The sequence below is a fragment of the Micromonospora sp. NPDC047730 genome (assembly GCF_043204765.1).
Classification (GTDB): Bacteria; Actinomycetota; Actinomycetes; order Mycobacteriales; family Micromonosporaceae; genus Micromonospora.
In genome coordinates, this window is sequence record NZ_JBIDCU010000001.1 from 749,267 (window position 1) to 767,858 (window position 18,592).

Annotated in this window: 10 protein-coding genes and 1 pseudogene; 8 read left to right on the forward strand and 3 right to left on the reverse strand. The window is 74.8% G+C overall.

The genetic code is table 11. The features are described from left to right. The first annotated feature begins 45 nt into the window (after nt 1-45). The 5 genes and pseudogenes from ACGF5G_RS03645 to ACGF5G_RS03665 all read left to right on the forward strand — a co-directional run. Nucleotides 46-2,040, forward strand: coding sequence for a thioredoxin domain-containing protein (locus ACGF5G_RS03645; RefSeq protein ID WP_393258687.1), 1,995 nt, complete (start codon nt 46-48; stop codon nt 2,038-2,040). Between the two features lie 77 nt (nt 2,041-2,117). Further along, the gene (locus ACGF5G_RS03650) at nt 2,118-3,299 is read left to right on the forward strand and encodes a 5-(carboxyamino)imidazole ribonucleotide synthase (protein WP_393258689.1); all 1,182 of its coding nucleotides are present in this window, start codon (nt 2,118-2,120) and stop codon (nt 3,297-3,299) included. A gap of 29 nt (nt 3,300-3,328) precedes the next feature. Continuing rightward, on the forward strand, nt 3,329-3,820 hold the full coding sequence (purE, locus tag ACGF5G_RS03655) for a 5-(carboxyamino)imidazole ribonucleotide mutase (protein WP_393258691.1): 492 nt from the start codon (nt 3,329-3,331) through the stop codon (nt 3,818-3,820). Nucleotides 3,821-4,018: 198 nt separating this feature from the next. Further along, nucleotides 4,019-6,271, forward strand: a complete 2,253-nt coding sequence (locus ACGF5G_RS03660; protein WP_393258692.1) for an MMPL family transporter — start codon at nt 4,019-4,021, stop codon at nt 6,269-6,271. Between the two features lie 314 nt (nt 6,272-6,585). Beyond that, a pseudogene (locus tag ACGF5G_RS03665) lies at nt 6,586-6,693 on the forward strand (hypothetical protein); the annotation flags it as partial. A gap of 460 nt (nt 6,694-7,153) precedes the next feature. On the opposite strand, the gene ACGF5G_RS03670 reads toward ACGF5G_RS03665, so the two are convergent. Beyond that, complete coding sequence (locus ACGF5G_RS03670; RefSeq protein ID WP_393258693.1) at nt 7,154-12,070, reverse strand: SCO7613 C-terminal domain-containing membrane protein; 4,917 nt, start codon at nt 12,068-12,070, stop codon at nt 7,154-7,156. 164 nt (nt 12,071-12,234) lie between these two features. Next, entirely contained in the window at nt 12,235-13,662 is a 1,428-nt protein-coding gene (locus ACGF5G_RS03675) for a UDP-glucose dehydrogenase family protein (protein ID WP_393258695.1), read from the reverse strand. Nucleotides 13,663-13,909: 247 nt separating this feature from the next. Between ACGF5G_RS03675 and ACGF5G_RS03680 the strand changes: the two genes are divergently transcribed. Continuing rightward, a complete protein-coding gene (locus tag ACGF5G_RS03680; protein ID WP_393258697.1) occupies nt 13,910-15,073 on the forward strand; it encodes an acyl-CoA dehydrogenase family protein in 1,164 nt (387 codons plus the stop codon). Nucleotides 15,074-15,114: 41 nt separating this feature from the next. Here the strand turns inward: ACGF5G_RS03680 and ACGF5G_RS03685 are convergent, their stop codons facing one another. Beyond that, nucleotides 15,115-15,774 (reverse strand): hypothetical protein, encoded by a 660-nt coding sequence (locus ACGF5G_RS03685; RefSeq protein ID WP_393258699.1) that lies wholly within the window; start codon nt 15,772-15,774, stop codon nt 15,115-15,117. A gap of 23 nt (nt 15,775-15,797) precedes the next feature. On the opposite strand from ACGF5G_RS03685, the gene ACGF5G_RS03690 reads away from it, so the two are divergent. Next, nucleotides 15,798-16,316: an acyl-CoA thioesterase gene (locus tag ACGF5G_RS03690; RefSeq protein ID WP_393258700.1), complete on the forward strand. Its 519-nt coding sequence runs from the start codon at nt 15,798-15,800 to the stop codon at nt 16,314-16,316. A gap of 223 nt (nt 16,317-16,539) precedes the next feature. Beyond that, a complete protein-coding gene (locus ACGF5G_RS03695) occupies nt 16,540-18,531 on the forward strand; it encodes an acetoacetate--CoA ligase (protein WP_393258702.1) in 1,992 nt (663 codons plus the stop codon). Nucleotides 18,532-18,592: the final 61 nt, after the last annotated feature.

An 18,592-nucleotide genomic window follows, 5' to 3' on the forward strand; every position in this document is an offset into this window, starting at 1 on the left:
CGCGGAGCGCGGGCGGGCGGGGCACCGGCTGGTTATGGTCGTCGGGTGAACCGACTCGCTGACGCCACGAGCCCGTACCTCCTCCAGCACGCCGACAACCCGGTCGACTGGTGGCCGTGGTGCGACGAGGCGTTCGCCGAGGCGAAGCGCCGGGACGTGCCGGTGATCATCTCGGTTGGCTACGCCGCCTGCCACTGGTGCCACGTGATGGCCCACGAGTCGTTCGAGAACGAGCAGGTCGGCGCCCTGATGAACGACGACTTCGTCGCGATCAAGGTGGACCGCGAGGAGCGACCCGACGTCGACGCCGTCTACATGACCGCCACCCAGGCGATGACCGGGCAGGGCGGCTGGCCGATGACCGTCTTCGCCACCCCGGACGGCACCCCGTTCTTCTGCGGCACCTACTTCCCCCGGCCGAACTTCGTCCGGCTGCTCCAGTCGGTCGCCGCCGCCTGGCGGGACCAGCGGGACGCCGTGATCACGCAGGGCGCCGCCGTGGTCGAGGCCATCGGCGGAGCCCAGGCCGTCGGCGGCCCCACCGCGCCCCTGGACGCCGCGCTGCTCGACGCCGCGGCCGACCAGCTCGGCGGCGAGTACGACGAGGTGAACGGCGGCTTCGGCGGCGCGCCGAAGTTCCCGCCGCACATGAACCTGCTCTTCCTGCTCCGGCACCACCAGCGCACCGGCTCGGCGCGGAGCCTGGAGGTAGCCCGGCACACCTGCGAGGCGATGGCCCGCGGCGGCATCTACGACCAGCTCGCCGGCGGCTTCGCCCGCTACTCGGTCGACGCGCACTGGACCGTGCCGCACTTCGAGAAGATGCTCTACGACAACGCGCTGCTGCTGCGGACGTACACCCAGCTCTGGCGGCTGACCGGCGACCCGCTTGCCGCCCGGGTCGCGGCCGAGACCGCCGCCTTCATGATCGATGACCTGGGCACGCCCGAGGGCGGCCTGGCCTCCGCGCTGGACGCGGACACCGAGGGCGTCGAGGGGCTCACCTACTCCTGGACCCCGGCCCAGCTCGTGGAGGCGCTGGGGGAGGACGACGGCCGCTTCGCCGCCGACCTGTTCGCGGTCACCGAGGAAGGCTCGTTCGAGCACGGCACGAGCGTGCTGCGGCTGGCCCGGGACGTGGACGCCGCCGCCCCGGAGGTGGCCGCCCGGTGGGAGCGGATCCGGGCCCGGCTGCGCGAGGTCCGCGACACCCGGCCCCAGCCGGCCCGGGACGACAAGGTGGTCGCCTCCTGGAACGGGCTCGCGGTCACCGCGCTGGTCGAGCACAGCGCGCTCACCGGCGACCCGGTCACCGCCGCCGCCGCGGTCCGCATCGGCGAGGTGCTCGCCGAGCGGCACATCGTGGACGGGCGGCTGCGCCGGGTCTCCCGGGCCGGCGTGGTCGGCGAGCCCGCCGGCGTGCTGGAGGACCACGGCTGCGTGGCCGAGGCGTTCTGCGCGCTGCACCAGCTCACCGGGGAGGGGCGCTGGCTGACGCTGGCCGGCCGGCTGCTCGACGTCGCGCTGGAGCGGTTCGCCGCCCCCGGCGGCGGGTTCTACGACACCGCCGACGACGCCGAGCGGCTGGTCACCCGCCCCGCCGACCCCACCGACAACGCCACACCGTCCGGGCGCTCGGCGATCGTCGCGGCGCTGGTCGCGTACGCGGCCCTGACCGGTGAGACCCGCTACCGGGAGGCCGCCGAGGCCGCGCTGTCGACCGTGGCGCCGATCGTCGGCCGGCACGCCCGGTTCACCGGCTACGCGGCCACCGTCGGCGAGGCGCTGCTCTCCGGGCCGTACGAGATCGCGGTGGTCACCGACGAGCCGACCGGCGACCCCCTGGTGGCGGCGGCGCACCGGCACGCCCCGCCCGGCGCGGTGATCGTGGCGGGCCGCCCGGGACAGGCCGGGGTGCCGCTGCTCGCCGACCGGCCGATGGTCGACGGGCGGCCCACCGCGTACGCCTGTCGGGGTTTCGTCTGCGAGCGCCCGGTGACGATGGTGGAGGACCTGGTCGGCCAGCTCGGCCGGCGCTGAGGCCCACGGCCGCGGCGGTGTGCGATCGGCCATCCGGCGGGGCGGCGGACGGGTCGCCCGGATAGGCTGGCGCCGCTATGGATTCCCGTACCGGTCTGCCCGTTGTCGGCATGGTGGGTGGTGGCCAGCTGGCCCGGATGACCCACCAGGCCGCGATCGCCCTCGGCCAGTCGCTGCGTGTGCTCGCGCTGGCCCCCGACGACGGCGCCGCGCTGGTCGCCGCCGACGTCCAGTACGGCGACCACACCGACCTCGCCGCGCTGCGCACCTTCGCCAAGGGCTGTGACGTGGTCACCTTCGACCACGAGCACGTCCCCACCGAGCACATCCGGGCGCTGGCCGCCGAGGGCGTGAAGCTCTTCCCGCCGGCCGACGCGCTGCTGCACGCCCAGGACAAGCGGGTGATGCGGGAGCGGCTCGGCGAGCTGGGCGCGCCGAACCCGGCGTGGCGACCGGTCGCCGAACCGGCCGACCTGGTGGCCTTCGGCGACGAGACCGGCTGGCCGGTCGTGCTCAAGGCGGCCCGCGGCGGCTACGACGGCCGGGGCGTCTGGCTGGTCGGCGACGCGGCGCAGGCCACCGAGCTGGCCGCGACGCTGCTCGCCGGCGGCACCCGGCTGATCGTCGAGGAGCGGGTGCCGCTGCGCCGGGAACTCGCCGTGCAGGTGGCCCGCTCGCCGTTCGGGCAGGTCGCCGCGTACCCGGTGGTCGAGACGGTGCAGCGGGACGGCATCTGCGTCGAGGTGCTCGCCCCCGCGCCGGGTCTGCCGGAGGAGCTGGCGGTCGCCGCCCAGCAGCTCGCCATCGACCTGGCCACCGCGCTCGGCGTGGTCGGCCTGCTCGCGGTGGAGCTGTTCGAGGTCGCCGACCCGACCGCGCCCGCCGGCAGCCGGATCGTGGTGAACGAGCTGGCGATGCGACCGCACAACTCCGGGCACTGGACCATCGAGGGCGCGCGCACGTCGCAGTTCGAGCAGCACCTGCGGGCGGTGCTCGACTACCCGATGGGAGACACCTCGCTGACCGCGCCCGTCGTGGTGATGGCGAACGTGCTCGGCGGCGAGCCGGGCGGGATGTCGATCGACGAGCGGCTGCACCACCTCTTCGCGGCGGAGCCGGGCGCCAAGGTGCACCTCTACGGCAAGCAGGTGCGACCCGGCCGCAAGATCGGGCACGTCACGGTGCTCGGCGACGACCTGGACGACGTACGGACGCGGGCCGCGCGGGCCGCCCGCTGGCTGCGGGAGGGGCACCAGTGAGCGTGACCGGTGAACGTGCGGATGCCGCTGTGGGCACCATCGGGCTGATCATGGGCAGCGACTCGGACTGGCCGACCATGAAGGCCGCCGCCGAGGTGCTGGCCGAGTTCGAGGTGTCGTACGAGGTCGGCGTGGTCTCCGCGCACCGCACGCCGACCAAGATGATCGAGTACGGCCGCGCCGCCGTCGACCGGGGCCTCAAGGTCATCATCGCCGGGGCCGGTGGCGCCGCGCACCTGCCCGGCATGGTCGCCTCGGTGACGCCGTTGCCGGTGATCGGCGTGCCGGTGCCGCTGAAGCACCTCGACGGGATGGACTCGCTCCTCTCCATCGTGCAGATGCCGGCCGGCGTGCCGGTGGCCACGGTGTCCATCGGCAACGCCCGCAACGCCGGGCTGCTCGCCGTCCGGATCCTGGCGGCCGGCGACCCCGCCCTGCTCGACCGGATGGCGGCCTACCAGGCGGACCTGGAGCAGTTGGTCGCCGAGAAGGACGCCGCCCTCCGCGCCTCCCTCGCCTGACGGCCCCCGCCCTCCGCGCCTCCGTCGCCTGACGGCCCCCGCCCTCCGCGCCTCCGTCGCCCGGGTCGGGTCCCGGCGACAGGGTGCGAGGACCGAGCCCGGGTGCGGTTTTCCGCACCCCGACGGCTGGGGGCGGCCCCGCGGAGTCGGCGGTCGACCTCATGGTCCGGGCCACGCCGGATTCGTAGCGTCGTCGGCATGATCCGTTTGTCGCGTGCGCCGAAGCACGCCGGCCTGTCGGCCCCGGAACCCTTCACCACGCGGATTGGCCGGTGGAGCGCCAACCATCCCTGGCTCGCCATCACGGCCTGGCTGTGCTTCGTGCTGGCCAGCGTGGTCGGCGGCAGCCTCGCCGGCACGGTCGAGGCGACCACGCAGGACAGCCTGCACGGGGAACTGGCCCGTGCGGACCGCATCGAGCAGGCCGGGGCCTTCCCCAAGGCCCCGGCGGCGGAGAGCGTCCTGATCACGGCGCGGGCCGGCGAACTCGATCTCGACTGGGCGCGGGCCGTGGCCACCGACCTGTCGACGCGCATGCGCGCCCTGCCCGACGTGGCGAAGGTGGCGGACCCGGTCACCTCCCCCAGCCGTCAGGCGCTGCTGGTCGAGGTGGAGATGGCCGGTTCGGCGGACGACGCCGACGCGCGGGTCGCGCCGCTGCTGGACGTCACGTCGCAGGCGCAGCAGCGGCATCCCGACCTCCGGGTGGAACAGGTGGGATCGGGTTCGCTGTCGAAGGCGCTGACCGAGACGCTGGCGGCCGACTTCGTCAAGGCGGAACTGATCAGCGTGCCCGTGGCGCTGGTGATCCTGCTGTTCAGCTTCGGCGCCCTGATCGCCGCCGGCGTGCCCGTCGTGCTGGCGTTGTCGGCCGTGGCCGGCGCGATGGGCCTGGCCCAGTTCGCCTCGCACATCTTCCCGGCGGGGGAGATGGTCAACAGCATCATCCTGCTGATCGGCATGGCGGTCGGCGTCGACTACTCGCTGTTCTACCTGCGCCGCGAGCGCGAGGAACGGGCCCGCGGGCGCGACCACCGCAGCGCGGTCGAGATCGCGGCCCGCACCTCGGGGCACGCCGTGCTGGTCTCCGGCGTGGCCGTCATGGTCGCCATGGCCAGCCTGTTCCTGGTCGGCGACAACACGTTCAGCTCGATGGCGACCGGCTCCATCCTGGTCGTCGGGGTGGCCATGATCGGATCCCTCACCGTCCTGCCCGCGATCCTGGTCGTGCTCGGACGCTGGGTGGACCGGCCCCGGGTGCCCTTCCTCGGCCGGCGGATCCAGCGGGCGGAGCGCAGCCGCTTCTGGGCGGCGGTCCTGCGGCCGGCGCTGCGCGCGCCGCTGGCGACGTTCGTGATCTCCGTCGGAGTGCTGGTCGTCGTGGCCGTCCCGGCGCTGGGGATGAACCTCAAGCGGCCCACCCTCACCGACCTGCCCCGCTCGATCCCGATCCTGCACACCTACGACCGCCTGGCCCAGGCGTTCCCCGGCAACGACCTCGGCACCAGCCACCTCGTCGCGATCCGCACCGGCGGCACGGGCGGGCCGGCGGTGGAGCGCGAGATCACCGATCTCGCCGCGCTCATCAAGGGGGACGGCCGGTTCGCACAGGACCGCACCCCGACCGTACGCAGGTCCGCCGACGGCACCGTCTTCCTGGCGACCGTCCGGGTCGCGGGCACCACCGACAGCCGCGCGGCGGCCGAGTCGCTGCACCGGCTGCGCGCCGAGTTGTTGCCGCAGACGGTCGGCACGGTCCCGGGCACGGAGTGGGCGGTGGCCGGCCGTACCGCCAACGACGCCGACTTCCGCGACCGCATGGCCGACGCGCTGCCGGCGGTCGTCGCGTTCGTGCTCGCCATGACCTTCCTGGTCATGCTCGTCACGTTCCGCTCGGTCGTGGTGGCGATGACCTCGATCCTGCTCAACGCGATCTCCGTGGCCGCCTCGTACGGGCTGCTGGTGCTGGTCTTCCAGCACACCTGGGCGGAAGACCTGCTCGGGTTCACCTCCAACGGCGCGATCGTGTCCTGGCTGCCGCTGATGCTGTTCGTCATCCTCTTCGGGCTCTCGATGGACTACCACGTGTTCGTCGTGAGCCGCATCCGCGAGGCGGTCCTGCGGGGCGTACCGACCCGGGAGGCGATCGAGCGGGGCATCGTCTCGTCGGCGTCCACGGTGAGCAGCGCCGCGATCATCATGGTCGCCGTGTTCTGCATCTTCGCCACCCTGTCGGTCGTCGAGTTCAAGCAACTCGGCGTGGGGCTGGCCGCCGCGATCCTGATCGACGCCACCGTCATCCGCGCGGTCGTCCTGCCGTCGCTCATGCGACTGCTCGGCGAGGCCAACTGGTGGGCGCCGCGATTCCTCGCCGGCCGCCGTCGGACCGCGGTCGCGGACGCCGACCGTGACGCCGACACGCAGGTCCTCGTGGCGGCCGTCGACCGGTAGCCGGGTCGGCGGGACGGCGCGCCGCGCGTGACGGGCCGCCGACCCCGATGATCCTTGCCCGACACACACACCGAACCGGAAGGAGGACGGGCACACCGGCCCGCGAGGGCACGGCGGCCCTGACGACAGATGACCACTTCATGGGACCCCACCGCGCCGGGCGTGCTCCGGCTGCCGTCCGGCCGACTCGTCCGCGGCCGGGGACTTCGACGCCCGCTCCCGGAGGGAGCGGAACCCACCTTCGCGCTCTATCTCCTCGGTAAGCCGCCGGCTCCGGTGGCCTGGGAGCACCGCTGGGTGCGCTGGCCCGACTTCTGGCTCCGTCCGACCGCGTCGCGGCCGCCGCCGCGTTACGCGAGGCGTGGGCCCGCGCCGAGGACGGCCGCGTCGAGGTCGCCTGCGGCGGCGGCAAGGGACGCACCGGCACCGCCCTCGCCTGCCTCGCGGTGATCGACGGGATGCCGAACGACCGGGCGGTCGCCTACGTCCGGCAGCACTACTCGCCCCAGGCCATCGAGACCCCCTGGCAGCGCCGCTACGTCGCCCGGTTCCAGTAGCCGACCGCGACCATCCGGGGGCCGGGGCAGGGGCGATGGTCCCGTCGTGGGCCCCCGACTCGCACGGACGCCGCCGACGAGCAGCAGGGCCGCTCGTCGGCGGCGCTCTGTCAGCCGGCGAGGTCCGGCTCCTCCGGACGATGTCCCGCGCCATCTCGACGCCGAGCGCCGGCGGGTCGTCGCGCCGCTGCCCGAGCGCGCGCCCGGGGTTCAGCCCGACCTCGGCGTGCCGGCCCGTCCAGGCGCCGCCCGCCCGGCTTCTGGTGCGTTCGGCCCGGCCTCGGCGTCCCGTCCGACCCCGGCGCCGCCCGTCGGGCCCTGCGGCTCACCGCATGCCGCGTAGGGCCGTCTGGAGGCGTTCCTGGGCGCGGCGGCGGCGCTCGTTGCTCGCGCCGAGCACCAGCAGCAGGAGCCCGACCGGGATCAGCGCCAGCCACGGCCCGAGGCTGAACAGCGCGTGCACCGCCGCGATCGCGGTGACGGCGGCGCCGACGATCACCGGCGCCTGCTGCTGGCTCGTCGAGCCGAAGATGAGCACGGCGACCGCGCCGAGCAGCAGCAGCACCTGGCGCAGCGTGCTGGAGTCGGTGGCCAGCACGATCGCCAGGGTCGGCACGAACGCGGTGACCAGCGCCGGCCCGTACGCGACCCAGCTGCTCAGGTCGGGCCGGTGCCGCAGCTCCAGCACCCCGACGAGCAGGGCGAGCGCCGCGAAGGGCAGCGTGTACGCCTCCGGCAGCGCCACGTCGGCCACCCGCATCAGGATCCACCAGGCGGTGATCTCGCAGACCACCACCGCCCAGAACAGGATGCGCCGCTCCACCGGCCGGCGGCCCGGCCGGGTGGCCGCGACGCCGAGGACCGCGCCCCAGGCGGCCAGCAGCGCCGCGATGTGCCGGGGCGAGTCGAAGGCCAGGGCCAGGGCGATCAGGGCGGCGGCGTGCCCGCTCCACTCCACGGTGGCCGCCTCGCGCTGGGCCTCGGGACGGCGGAGCCGGGGCAGGGTCGCGGCGAACACCTGTAGGGCCGCGCCGACCGCCAGCACGCCGAAGGCGGACCAGACGGCCGCGAGCCCGGCCACCAGGCCGACGGTGAGCACGAACAGCTGCGCCATCAGCGAGGCGAAGAGCCAGCCGAGGATGCGTGCCCGCTGGGTGGTGCCGAACAGCGCCGCCACCGTGCCGACGCCGACCGCGCCGCCGAGCGTGAAGAGCGTCAGCTCCCGGGTGGCGAGGCTGCCGGCCAGCCCCGCGCCCCCGGCGGCCAGCCCGATGGCGAAGACCAGCACCCGGGTCAGCCGCAGGGAACGGGCCGGCTCGACCAGCGGCGGGGGCGGGGTCAGCGCCAGGCCCAGCATCGAGATGGTGAACACGGCCAGCGCCGCGAGGGTGCTCGCCGGCCAGCCGTTGCCCAGCGCCACCGGAGTGATCAGCAGGGTCACGGCCGCGCCGGGCAGCACCACGGGCACCGCCCGGGAGCGCCGGCCGCCGCTGAACCCGGTGGCGGCCAGCGCGGCGGTCGCGGTGAGCAGCAGCGCGGTCAGCACGTGGGTGGCGTCGACCGCGCCGGGCGGCGGGGTGAGCAGCTCCGGCGGTGGCCCCTGCCAGATCCGGGCGAGGCTGCGGTGCGGCTCCACCAGGGCGACGACCAGGGACGGCGCGATCGACACCAGCGCCAGGACGGTGGGCAGCGCGGCGACGGTGAGCGCGCCGGCGGCCGGGCTGACCCGCCAGCGCCGCGTGCCGTCGTCCGGCAGCCGCCGCAGCGCCCCGTCGAGCAGCACCGACCAGCGCCGTACCGGCTGGGCCGAGCCGGCCGGCGGTTCGGTCGCGCCGCGGACCAGCTCGGCGAGCACCCCGAGCAGGGCCGCGGCGGCGGCGTAGACCCCGACGGGCAGCCCGGCGGGGACGGCGGCCAGCGCGGTCACGGTGGCGCCGCCGGCCACCGCCGCGCTCGCCCAGGGCAGGTACTGCGGAACCCGCCGCCGGGCGGCGGCCACCGCCGCCAGGCCCAGGCTGGACGCGGCCAGCGCGGCGGTGAGCACCACCTCCGGCGAGCGGCCGAACTCGGCCGCCAGCGCCGCGACCGCGCCCGGGGACGCGAGCAGCGCGGCGCCGGCGGCGGCGCCCCCGATCTGCGTCAGGTGCGGCGGCATCCCCTCGGCCTCGATGTCGTCGACCAGCGGCACGGCCAGCGTCCGGGCCAGCGCCGCCACCACCACGCCGATCAGCGCGATGCTGCCCAGCGCCAGCGCGGTGGTCCACGGCCGGACCAGGCCGGCCCCGGCGGCGTGCAGGGCCACCACGCCCGCCACGACCGCCCGGGACAGCCCGGCGCGCGGGTCGGTCGCCGCCACGGCGGCCATCCCGAAGACCGTGGCGACCATGGCACCGACCAGGACCGGCGACCACCACGGCAGGTCGAACGCGGCCGGCGCGCCGATCGTGGCGAGCACTGCCGCCGCCCCCGACACGTCGTACTTCCAGGGCGGCGGCAGCAGGACCGCGGCGGCGACGCCGAGCAGGGCCAGCGCGACCGGCGCCTGCCACGCCGACCCGCCGGTCGACGTGGCCGGCCAGCCGGTCAGGTCGCCGGCCCAGATCGGGCCGGGGGTGGCGAGCACCCCCAGCCCGCCGCGCAGCGCGCTCCAGCCGGCCAGCACGCCGATGAGCACGCCGCCGACGGTAAGGCCGAGGATGGGCCCGCGCCGCCACTCCTCGGGCATCGCGCGGGCGGCCACCGCGACCACCAGCACCAGCCCGGCGGCGACGGCGAGCTGGCCGCCGGGGGCGAGCACCGCCGCGATCCGGGCGAGGGTGGCGATCAGGGCGGCGGTCACCGCCGCGGCGGCGAGGTCGGAGCCGTCCAGGGCGAGATCGGAGCGTCGGCCCGCGTCGATGGGGCCGGCGAACACCACCATCGCGGCGGCGACGAGCAGCAGCCCGCCGACCCAGGCGTCGGCGGCGGTGGCGCCGGGGGCCCCGAACGCGGCGGCGGTGACCACGACCGTGCCCAGGGCGGTGCCCACCGCCAGCGGCGCCGGGACGTGTCGCTGGGACACCTGCACGATGGCGGCGTAGCCGAGGGTGACACAGACCGCCAGGAAGCTGGCCGCCAGCACCGGGACGGTGGCCTCGCGCAGGCTCGCCGGGGTGGGCGTCGGGTCGGTCGGCACGGTGGCGGCGACGAAGGCGGCCACCGCGCCCGGCAGCGCGAACGCCGCGCCGCCGGCGGCCCAGGCCGAGACGGTGTCGGCCGCGGCCGGGGCGAGCCGCATCCGGGGTGCCACGGCGACCAGCACCCCGGCGGCGAAGAGCGCGAGCAGGGCCGCGGTCGTCAGCGCCGGCCGGGCCAGGGCGGCGCCCGCCCCGAACAGCCCGACGCCGGCCGCGGCGACCGCGTGCGCCACGGCCGCCCGTCCGGTCCGGGCGGAGAGCCCGACGACCCCGATGCCGATCGCGGTCAGGACCATCGGCCAGGGCGCCACCGCCCACCCGAGACCGAACGACGCCGGTACGGCGAGCGCGGTCAGCGCCGCGCCGACCACCGCGAACTCCCGGCGGATCTCCGGCGGCAGGGCCAGCACCGCGGCCACGGTCAGCAGGAAGGCGCTCGCGGCGAGCTGCCAGGCGGCCGGGCCGACCGCGGCGGCCAGCTCGGCCGGGTGGCGGTCGAGGTCGGCCGCCCAGGCCGGCAGCGCGGCTCGGACGGGGGCGACCCCGGCGCGCAGGGCCCCGCCGGCGACGACCACCCCGCTGACCGTGAGCGCCACCGCCGAGGCGAGCTGCGGGCCGCGCCGGGCGGCTTCCGGCACCGCCCGCACGGCGAGCCCGGTGACGGTGATGACCACCGCGATCAGCAGCAGCGCCCGGCCGGGTAGCGCCACCGAGGCGATCCGGCTCAGCGCGCCGATCACGGCCAGGGTGAAGATCCCGGCGCCGAGGTCGGGCAACGGCGGCCGGCGCAGCACCAGCGTTCCGGCCAGGCCCACGGCGGCGGCCAGCAACAGCGCCAGCCCCGCTCCGGTCGCGGCCGGCACGGTCGTCGCGCGCAGCAGGGCGGAGACGGCGTACGCGAGGGCGACGGCGACCGCCACCCCGTGCAGCGTCCAGGTCAGCTCGCGCAGCCACGGCACCGCCCGGGCGGCCGGGGCCGGCGTCGCCTGCTCCGGCGGGACACCGTCGAGCACCTCGCCGGCCTCCTCCGGGGCCCCCTCCGGCCGGCCCTCGGCGCGACGCTGCCGGGGCGTGGCCGGTGCCGCCGACGCGGCGGGGGCGGCCGGCGGCTCGGGCAGGTCCCGGCGGACCGGCCGCTCCACGGTGACCGGTGACCGGGCCAGCCAGAGGTCGAGCACGGCCACCGCGGTCAGCACCAGCGCCCAGCCGCCGGGGCCGGTGACCCGGTCGTACGCGAACAGCGGCAGCACCGGCTGGGCGGCCAGCACGGTGGCGAACCGGGGCGCGCGCAGCCCCGTCCAGCCCGCGTAGCCGAAGGAGACGCCGGCGGTGACGGCGAAGATCACCCCGGCGAAGACCGCACCCGAGGCGCCGCCGTTGCCGATCCGGTCCACCGCCCACAGCGCGTAGCCGGCGAGCGGCACCAGCAGCAGGCCGACGGCGGAGATTGTCTCGGCGGTCGAGGTGAGCCCGCGCCGTGCCAGCACGGGCGGGGCGAGCAGCATCAGCACGGTCGCGAGCAGCAGGATGCCCAGCCGGGCCAGCGCGTCCATCGAGCTGGTGGCCACCGCGGCGAAGACCACCGCGGCGACGCCGAGCAGCAGCGCGCCGAGCCCGAGGGGGATGTTCTGCACCTCGCGGGAGGACGCCTCCGGCGGGTGCTCCGGGTCGTCGGCGTCGAGCCAGGTGGCGCTCGGCGGCGGGGGCGGGTCCTCCGGGCCGGCCGGGGTGCCCTGCCGGGGCACCCGGGGCGGTGCGCCGGTGGCGGCGGTGGGCGGGCGGCGGCCGGGCCGGCGGCGCAGCACCCGGCGGGGGCGGGTGGCCTGCTTGAGACGTTCCTCACCGGCGTGCGCGAGGATGTCCCGCTGGAAGAGCGCGGCCTGCATCTTGGCGGCGATCTGTCGCTGCTCGCTGGCGATGGCGGCCTCGCGGGCCTTCATCTCCGCGATGGACCGCTCGATCTCCGCCAGGTGCTCGACCCACTGTGGCTGGTGCGCGCCGCAGTGCGGGCAGCTGACGGCCGGTTTGATCTCCCGGCCGCACGAGGAGCACTGAAAGCTCGCCACGACACCCCTCCACCCGCACTGTGGACTCCCACCTTGGCAGCATGCCGAATGCGGGCGCGGATTTCGACAGTTGTCGGCGGGTCCGGGGCAAAGATCGTCCACGCGGACGGCAAACGGCCGGTCGCGGAGCGTGCTCCACGGCCGGCCGGTTCAGCGGTCGATGGTCAGGGGCGGCCCATGCCGCGGTACTCCCAGCCGGCCTGCGTCCACAGTGCCGAGTCCAGGCAGTTGCGCCCGTCGACCACCCGGCGGCCGGCGGCCAGCTCGCCGAGGGCGACGGGGTCGGCGTTGCGGAAGTCGGCCCACTCGGTGAGCACGCAGACGAGGTCGGCGCCGGTCACGGCCTCGTTGATGCCGGGCTCGTAGACCAGCTCGGGGGCCACCGCGCGGGCCCGCTCCATGCCCTGCGGGTCGTAGACGTGCACGTCGGCGCCAGCCTTGCGCAGCAGCGACGCGACGGCGAGCGCCGGGGCGTCGCGTACGTCGTCGGTGTTGGGCTTGAAGGTCGCGCCGAGCACGGCGATCCGGGTGCCGGACAGGTCCGGCCCGGCCGGCCCGGACCGGCGGCCGAGCAGCTCGGCGGCGAGCTGGACGACCCGGGTCCGGCGGCGCATGTTGATCAGGTCGACCTCGTGCAGGAAGCGCAGCGCCTCCCCGGCGCCGAGCTCCTGGGCGCGGGCCTGGAAGGCCCGGATGTCCTTGGGCAGGCAGGCGCCGCCGAAGCCGAGCCCGGCCTGGAGGAAGCGGTTGCCGATGCGGGGGTCGAAGCCGATGGCCCGGGCGAGGTGGGTGACGTCGCCGCCAGCGGCCTCGCAGACCTCGGCCATTGCGTTGATGAAGGAGATCTTGGTGGCGAGGAAGGCGTTCGCGGCGACCTTGACCAGCTCTGCGGTCGCGAAGTCGGTGACCACCAGGGGCACCTCGCGGTCCTCCGTGGCGGCCAGGTCGAAGACGCCCTTGTGGGCGGCGTAGAGCATGCCGTTGGCCCACTCGCTCTTGACGCCGACCACGATCCGGTTGGGCCGCAGCACGTCGTCGACGGCGAAGCCCTCCTGGAGGAACTCGGGGCTCCACGCCACCTCGACGCCGAGGTCGGCGGGGGTGTGCTTGCTCACCAGTTGCTCGACCCACTCGGCGGTGCCGACCGGCACGGTGGACTTGCCGACGATCAGCGCCTTGCGGGTCAGGTGCTGGGCCAGGCTGGTCACCGACGCCTCGACGTACGACAGGTCGGCGCCCATGCCGTCGGCGATCTGCGGCGTGCCGACGCAGATGAAGTGCACGTCGCCGAACTCGGCGACCTCGGCGATGTCCGTGCTGAATCGCAGCCGCCCGGCCGCCAGGTTGCGCTTGAGCAGCTCGTCCAGGCCCGGCTCGTGGATCGGCACTTCGCCGGCGTTCAGCATGGCGATCTTGTCGGCGTCGACGTCGAAGCCGAGGACCTCGTAGCCCAGCTCCGCGTAGCAGATGGCGTACGTCGCACCGAGGTAGCCGGTGCCCAGGAAGGTCACCCGCGGCCGCTGCGCGCCCGAGGGGGGCGTCACCGCGGCGATGGCGGGCATCGGCTGGCTGTTCGGGTACGGGATCGTCACGCCTGTCTTCTCCGCTCGCGCTGGCGTCGCGTCGTCGCGTCGCGTTCTGCTGCGGCGCCTGGGCGGGCACCGGAGGGACTCTATGCCTGTCACTTCCATCATCGCCGGGCGGCGTCGACGCTCGTCGTGCCATAGCCTACGCGGCGGTAACATCGCCTGAGGTTGGTCGCTATCCTTCAGTCTGCGCCGTCGACGGTCAGGAGACGCTACAGACTGCGCATGATAGCGGTGAAGGGGAGGGGCCGACATGGCCGCAGAGCAGTCGTTCGACGTCTACCGGTTGCCGGAGGAGCACGAGGCGATCCGGGAGGCGGTCCGTGAGGTCTGTGCGGCCAAGGTGGCCCCGCACGCGGCCGAGGCGGACGAGACCGGTGAGTTCCCGAAGGCGTCCTACGACGCGCTGCGCGCCGCGGACTTCCACGCACCGCACATCCCCGTCGAGTACGGCGGCGCGGGCGCGGACGCCCTGGCCACGGCCATCGTGATCGAGGAGGTGGCGCGGGCCTGCGCGTCCTCCTCGCTGATCCCCGCGGTCAACAAGCTGGGCACCATGCCGCTGCTGCTGGCGGGCTCGGAGGAGCTCAAGCGCCGCTACCTGAGCCGTGTCGCGTCGGGCGACGCGATGTTCTCGTACTGCCTCTCCGAGCCGGAGGCGGGCAGCGACGCGGCCTCGATGACCACCCGCGCCGTACGTGACGGCGATCACTGGGTGCTCAACGGCGTCAAGCGCTGGATCACCAACGCCGGGGTCTCGGAGTTCTACACGGTCTTCGCGGTGACCGACCCGACGGCCCGGTCCCGGGGCATCTCCGCGTTCGTGGTGGAGAAGTCCGACGCCGGGATCAGCTTCGGCGCCCCGGAGAAGAAGCTCGGCATCAAGGGCTCGCCGACCCGCGAGGTCTACCTGGACAACGTCCGGATCCCGGCGGACCGCATGATCGGCGCCGAGGGCACCGGCTTCGCCACCGCGATGAGGACCCTGGATCACACCCGGGTCACCATCGCCGCGCAGGCCCTCGGCATCGCCCAGGGCGCGCTCGACTACGCCAAGGGGTACGTGCAGGAGCGCAAGCAGTTCGGCAAGGCGGTCGCCGAGTTCCAGGGCGTCCAGTTCATGCTCGCCGACATGGGCATGAAGCTGGAGGCGGCCCGGCAGTTGACGTACGCCGCCGCCGGCAAGTCGGAGCGCGGCGACGCCGACCTGACCTACTTCGGCGCGGCGGCCAAGTGCTTCGCCTCGGACGCGGCGATGGAGATCACCACCGACGCGGTGCAGCTGCTCGGCGGCTACGGCTACACCCGGGACTACCCAGTCGAGCGGATGATGCGCGACGCCAAGATCACCCAGATCTACGAGGGCACCAACCAGGTGCAGCGCATCGTGATGGCCCGCCAGCTCCTCAAGGGCTGACCGGTCGTCGGGCGGGCCGGTCTCCCGGCCCGCCCGATCTGTCACCGGATCTCGGTCGTGTCCTCCGGCTGGTTGCCGGTGCGCGGCGGCGCCGACCACGGCGACTCGCCGCCGGTGCGGCGGGGCAGCGGCTCGGTCGGCGTCGAGTCGTCCGGGTAGCCCAGGGTCAGCGGGGCGGTGTCCCGGTCGGTCGAGCCGGCCGGGGGCCAGTCGGTCAGGGTGAAGTCGTCCCGTTCCGGGCCGGTCGCGGGCTCCGGCGCCACCTCGGCGGCCGGGCGCGGCCACCGGCGCCAGCGCTGCCCGCTGAACGTCGCCATGATCAGCAGCAGCCCGATCAGGAAGAGGGTGCCGTTCTCCACCGGCACGTGCAGCGGCAGGGGGTCACCGAAGACCTTCCAGCCGTCCGGAATGCGGTCCCGCACCTCGAACGGCGCGGCGAACGTCCCCACGTACGGGGCGGCGAGCAGCAGCCCGGCCACCAGCGGGCCGAGCGGTGAGATGCGCAGCGTGCCGAGCAGGCCGAGCAGGATCCCGCCGACGGCGAGGTAGACGGCAGGCTCGATGAGATTGGCCGAGTTGGACGTGCCGATCTCGACCCAACGGTCGACGGTGCCCGCCGACCCGTCCTGCCCGAGCGTGACCAGCACCCACGTGACGGGTGCCACCACCAACCCGGCGAGGAAGCTCCAGAGATGTCGCATCCGCGCACCGTACCGTTTCCGACATGACCGAGCACCCCTCCACCGCGCCGGCCGGCAAGCCGACCTCGTACTCCCGGGTCACCCTGAGCCGGATCATGACCGCTGTCGACGTCAACCTCTACGGCACCGTGCACGGCGGGGTGCTGATGAAGTTCATCGACGACGTGGCGGGGGCGGCGGCCGCCCGGCACAGCGGCGGCACGGCGGTCACCGCGGCCATCGACGAGATCGTCTTCGCCGAGGCGGTCCGGGTCGGCGACCTGGTGCACGCGCACGCCCAGGTGAACTGGACCGGGCAGACCTCGATGGAGGTGGGCGTCCGGGTGGTGGCCGAGCGGTGGGACTCGGCCGAGGACGAGCCGGTCGGGGTGGCCACCGCGTACCTCGTCTTCGTGGGCGTCGACGTCGGCGGCGCGCCACGGGCGGTCCGGCCGGTGCTGCCGGAGACCACGGAGGACGAGCGGCGGTTCCGGGAGGCGGAGATCCGCCGGGCCCACCGCCTCGCCCGCCGCCGCGCCATCCAGGCCCACCGCGCCGGCTGACCCATCACGAAGGCTGAGGTGTAAGGAAGGGTCCCTTCCTCTACCGCAGACGTTAGGAAGGTGCCCTTCCTTACACCCGGCCCACACAGGGTGGTGGTGGGGCATGTGGGTTCGGCACGTGCGCCGACGGGGGCCGGGTGCGGAGAATGGCGCTTCGAGGTAGGGCAAGATGGCGCCACGGCCCATTTCACAGTGTCGTGCGGGGCCAGGGGAGGGTGGAGCAGTGGGTGACGTGCTGTGGACGCCGCCGGCGGACGTACGCGAGCGGTCCCAGATCGGGAACTACCTGCGCTGGCTGCGGGAGCACCGGGGCGTGGACTTCGCCGACTACGACGAGCTGTGGCGCTGGTCGGTCACCGACCTGGAGGCGTTCTGGCAGTCGGTCTGGGACCACTTCGAGGTGGTCGCCCACACCCCGCCGACCGCCACGCTGACCGACCGGGGGATGCCCGGCGCCCGCTGGTTCCCCGGCGCCACCCTCAACTACGCCGAGAACGTGCTGCGGATGCCCGGCCGGGCCGACGACGACCCGGTGGTGATCGCGCACGGCCAGACCCGGGCGCCGGTCACCCTCACCGCCGCCGGGCTGCGCGAGCAGGTCCGCCGGGTGGCGGCCGGGCTGCGCCGACTCGGCGTCACCGCCGGCGACCGGGTGGCCGCGTACGCGCCGAACATCCCCGAGACGTACGTGCTGCTGCTGGCCACCAGCAGCCTGGGCGCGATCTTCTCCTCCTGCGCGCCCGAGTTCGGCACCCGCAGTGTCACCGACCGCTGGCAGCAGATCGAGCCGAAGGTCCTCGTCGCCGTGGACGGCTACCGGTACGGCGAGAAGCCGGTGGACCGGCGCGGCGAGGTGGCCGCGATCCGGGCCGCCCTGCCGTCGCTGGCGCACACCGTCGGCATCGCCTACCTCGACCCGGCCGGCCCGCCGCCCGAGGGCGCGCTCGCCTGGTCCGACCTGGCCGCCGAGACCGACGAGCCGCTGACCTTCACCCCGGTCGCCTTCGACCACCCGCTCTACGTGCTCTACTCCTCCGGCACGACGGGGCTGCCCAAGCCGATCGTGCACGGCCACGGCGGCATCCTGCTGGAGCACCTGAAGATGCTGGCCCTGCACCACGACCTGGGCCCGGCGGACCGGTTCTTCTGGTTTACCACCACCGGCTGGATGATGTGGAACTTCCTGGTCTCCGGGCCGGCGGTGGGCGCGGCGATCGTGCTGTTCGACGGCAACCCGGGCCACCCCGACCTGGGCGCGCTGTGGCGGCTGGCGGAGGAGACTGGCACCACGTACTTCGGCACGTCCGCGCCGTTCCTGCTGGCCTGTCGCAAGGCGGGGCTGGTGCCGAGGGAGATCGCCGACCTGACCGCGCTGCGCGGGGTCGGCTCGACCGGCGCGCCGCTGCCCGCCGAGGGCTTCACCTGGGTGTACGAGACGGTCGGCGACGACCTCCAGCTCCAGTCGCTCTCCGGCGGCACGGACGTCTGCACCGGCTTCGTGGGTGGGGTGCCGCTGCTGGCGGTGCACGCCGGGGAGATCACCTGTCGGGCGCTGGGCGCCAAGGTGGAGGCCCGCTCGGCCGACGGCACCCCGGTGATCGGCGAGCTGGGCGAGCTGGTGATCACCGAGCCGATGCCGAGCATGCCGGTGGGCTTCTGGAACGACCCGGACGGCGCCCGCTACCGGGAGGCGTACTTCGACCTGTACCCGGGCGTCTGGCGGCACGGCGACTGGATCACGATCAACGACCGGGGCGGCTGCGTGATCACGGGCCGCTCCGACGCCACCCTCAACCGGGGCGGCGTGCGGCTGGGCACCGCCGAGTTCTACTCGGTCGTCGAGGGGCTGGACGAGGTCGTCGACTCGGTGGTGGTGCACCTGGAGGACGACGAGGGCGGCGCCGGCGAGCTGCTGCTGTTCGTGGTGCTCGCCGAGGGCCTGGAGCTGGACGACGCGCTGCGGAAGAAGATCTGCCGGGAGCTGCGTACCGCCCTGTCGCCGCGGCACGTCCCGGACGAGATCCACCAGGTTCGCGCCGTGCCGCGCACCCTCTCGGCGAAGAAGCTGGAGGTCCCGGTGAAGAAGATCCTCACCGGCACCCCGGTCGACTCGGCGGCGGCCAAGGGCGCCCTGGCCAACCCGGAGTCCCTGTCGGCGTTCGCCACCCTCGCCCAGCGCCGCGCCACCACCCACCCGGAGACCACCCCCGCCTGACCCACCCCGCCCTCCTTCGCGCGCCGATCTTGCACTTTCTGCCCCGACCCATGGGGTGAAT